The organism is Tumidithrix helvetica PCC 7403, assembly GCF_965232925.1.
GTDB lineage: Bacteria > Cyanobacteriota > Cyanobacteriia > Pseudanabaenales > Pseudanabaenaceae > Tumidithrix > Tumidithrix helvetica.
In genome coordinates this window covers 14,005-16,854 of record NZ_CBDDRA010000052.1, presented here as the reverse complement: position 1 = coordinate 16,854, position 2,850 = coordinate 14,005, and the positions used below count along the sequence as shown (strand labels likewise).

Here is a 2,850-nt window from a genome sequence, read left to right as displayed (position 1 = left end):
CTAGTTCTTGTTCTGTTTCTTTGATGACGATCGCTGTTTTCCCTGCCATCTTACTTCTGCCTTTATACTTTTTTCTCTAGTTTAGTCTATCTGTTATCCTACGCCTTTAAATTGGTATTACCAGTTGCGCTAGCGGTTTATGCTGAAACAAGTGCCAATCGAGCAAACAACATAGACCGCGAAGCGTCAATAGACATCTGTGCTGGGTTTTGTGGAATGGAAGCGGAGAGTAGCGCAGTCTGTAATGGAGCAAAATCCTGCACCAAACATAGAGCAAGAGCGCAGTGAAACGGAGCTTTTGTAATTCAATTTCCCTTTGTTCATCTTGGGGGGATACAGGGGACAAGCCTAGCGGCTTTGAAGCGATCGCATGGGTGAGGTTTGAGGCGACTCTTTAAGCTTTACGAGCCGATAAATCCGAACCTATGCCAAGAACTGAGCAAGAGTGCAGCAAAGCGGAACTTTTGCATTTCATTGTGACGAGCGGGTTTATGAACGGGCGATCGCACATTACGCATCCATTCTTCGTGAATTAGATCGGTCCACTTTGCTCTGAAGAGATCGGTTAATGCAAGTTGAATGAGAATGTCTCGCAGGTAATTGGGATAGAGAACGCAAGCATCAAGGAGAGCCACAAACCTAGTCATAAAGCCCTAGTTCTTGAGATTGCTTTACTAACTCGTCTAATGCCTTAGCCCTCTCTGTATCTATCTGTTGTTTGTAAGCGATCGCGTCTTTAAAGTGAATGCGGCGGTGCGTTCCGACTTTGCGATAAGGGATTTCACCAGATTCCAGCAGTTTAATCGCAAAGGGACGAGAGACATTCAGCAGATCGGCGGTTTCTTGGGTGGTTAGTTCGGCTTGTATGGGGATGAGGCTTACGCCGTTGCCCTGTGACATTAGGGTTAGGGCATCCACGAGCATTTGATAGGCGGCTGCGGGAATTTCTGCATCTCGTTCGCTGCCATCTTCTTCAATAAATCTCAGCTTGCGAACTTTATTGTGACTATGGGCAGCCAAAATTCGGCTACTCTCTAAGGAGAGTTTTGAATCGTCGTCGTTAGGAATGTATGCAGAAATCATGGCTAGTTGACGGTAGATAGCTCCCAATCTAACACATCAAACGCAATAATCGAAACGCAAAAACGAGGGATCTTGACTTTTTACTTTTGCCTTGGCTCGATGCCACACATTAGTCTGTCGCTGTCTGTGGCGTTGGGATTGGTGGAAAGATAGTCATGCAGTTTCTCGCAGCCACGGATTAACAGGCGCTCGAAATCACTTTCAATTACATCCCACACTCGCGCCGTTTTGTCCCAAGAAGCAGTAACAATCTTATTACCGTCCGAACTGAAATTCGCACTACTGACTCGACTTGTATGCCCTCTAAGTTCGGCAATTTGATTTCCTTGGATATCCCAGATCCGTGCAGTGTTATCCCAAGATGTAGTAACAATTTTGTTGCCGTCCGGACTGAAATTTGCACTATCGACAGTATCTGTATGACCTTTAAGTTCGGCGATTTGCTTCCCTTGGACATTCCATACTCGCGCAGTTCTGTCAGAGGAAGCAGTAACAATTTTGTTGCCGTTAGGACTGAAATTTGCACTACTGACTCGACTTGTATGCCCTTGAAGTTTGGCAATTTGATTTCCTTGGATGTTCCATATCTGCACAGAATTGTCCCAAGAAGCAGTAATAATTTTATTACTGTCAGGACTGAAATTTGCACTCCAAACATAACTTGTATGCCCTTGAAGTTCTACGATTTGATTTCCTTTAAGATCCCATACCCGTACAGTGTTGTCCCAAGAAGCAGTAACAATTTTGTTGCCGTCCGGACTGAAATTCGCACTACTGACCTGATCTGTGTGCCCATTGAGCACAGCTAGTTGGTTACCATTGAGATCCCAGACTCTCGCCGTTTTGTCCCAAGAAGCAGTAACAATCTTATTACCGTCTGGACTAAAGTTTGCGCTATCAACAATATATGTATGTCCAAGGAGTTCACCGATTTGCTTCCCTTGGACATTCCATACTCGTGCAGTAGTGTCATCGGACGCGGTGACAATTTTGCTACCGTCAGGGCTAAAATTTACGCTCCTAACATAACTTTTATGACCTTTAAGTTTGGCGATTTGATTCCCTTGGAGATCCCAAATTCGTGCTGTTGTGTCATAGGATGCAGTAACAATTTTGCTACCATCTGGGCTAAAATTCGCACGCCAGACATAGCTTGTATGTCCCTTAAGTTCGGCAATTTGTTTTCTTTTAACATCCCATACTCTAACTGTGCAGTCATTGGACACCGTTAGAATTTTGTTGCCATCTGGGCTAAAATTTGCACCCCTAACGGTATCTGTATGTCCTTTAAGTTCAGCGATTTGATTTCCTTTGAGATTCCACACTCGCGCCGTGTTATCTAAGGATGCAGTAATGATCGTGTTACCATCTGAGCTAAAATTTGCGCGAATTACATCACTCGTATGCCCTTGGAGTTCAGCGATCTGGTTACCTTTCACATCCCATACTCGCGCAGTGTTGTCAGAGGAAGCGGTAACGATTTTGTTGCCGTCTGGGCTAAAACATACACTATCGATAATGTAAGTATGCCCTTTAAGTTCGACAATTTGATTACCTTGTAAATCCCACACTCGTGCCGTCTTATCATAGGATGCAGTAACAATTTTGCTGCCATCCGGGCTAAAACTCACACTCCTAACATAGCTTTTATGACCTTTGAGTTCGGTAATTTGATTACCTTGTAAGTCCCACACTCGCGCTGTGTTGTCAGAGGAAGCTGTAACAATTTTACTGCCGTCTGGGCTAAAGTTTGCATTAACNACATAG

Annotated in this window: 2 protein-coding genes and 1 pseudogene; all 3 read right to left on the bottom strand. The window is 44.4% G+C overall.

From position 1 onward, the window contains the following. Positions 1 to 506: 506 nt before the first annotated feature. Positions 507 to 647 (bottom strand): annotated as a pseudogene (locus ACP2WE_RS25485) (PIN domain-containing protein); the annotation flags it as partial. Further along, a complete protein-coding gene (locus ACP2WE_RS25480) occupies positions 640 to 1,083 on the bottom strand; it encodes an excisionase family DNA-binding protein (protein ID WP_425218328.1) in 444 nt (147 codons plus the stop codon). The gene ACP2WE_RS25480 and the pseudogene ACP2WE_RS25485, both read right to left, overlap by 8 nt. Positions 1,084 to 1,163: 80 nt before the next feature. After that, positions 1,164 to 2,843, bottom strand: a 1,680-nt coding sequence (locus ACP2WE_RS25475; RefSeq protein WP_425218327.1) for a WD40 repeat domain-containing protein, incomplete at its 5' end; no start/stop codon positions are given. Between the last annotated feature and the right edge of the window lie 7 nt (positions 2,844 to 2,850).

Bases quoted from the DNA above. Each gene is read 5' to 3' on its own strand.
- ACP2WE_RS25480 (WP_425218328.1), bottom strand. From the start codon at position 1,083: ATGATTTCTGCATACATTCCTAACGACGACGATTCAAAACTCTCCTTA.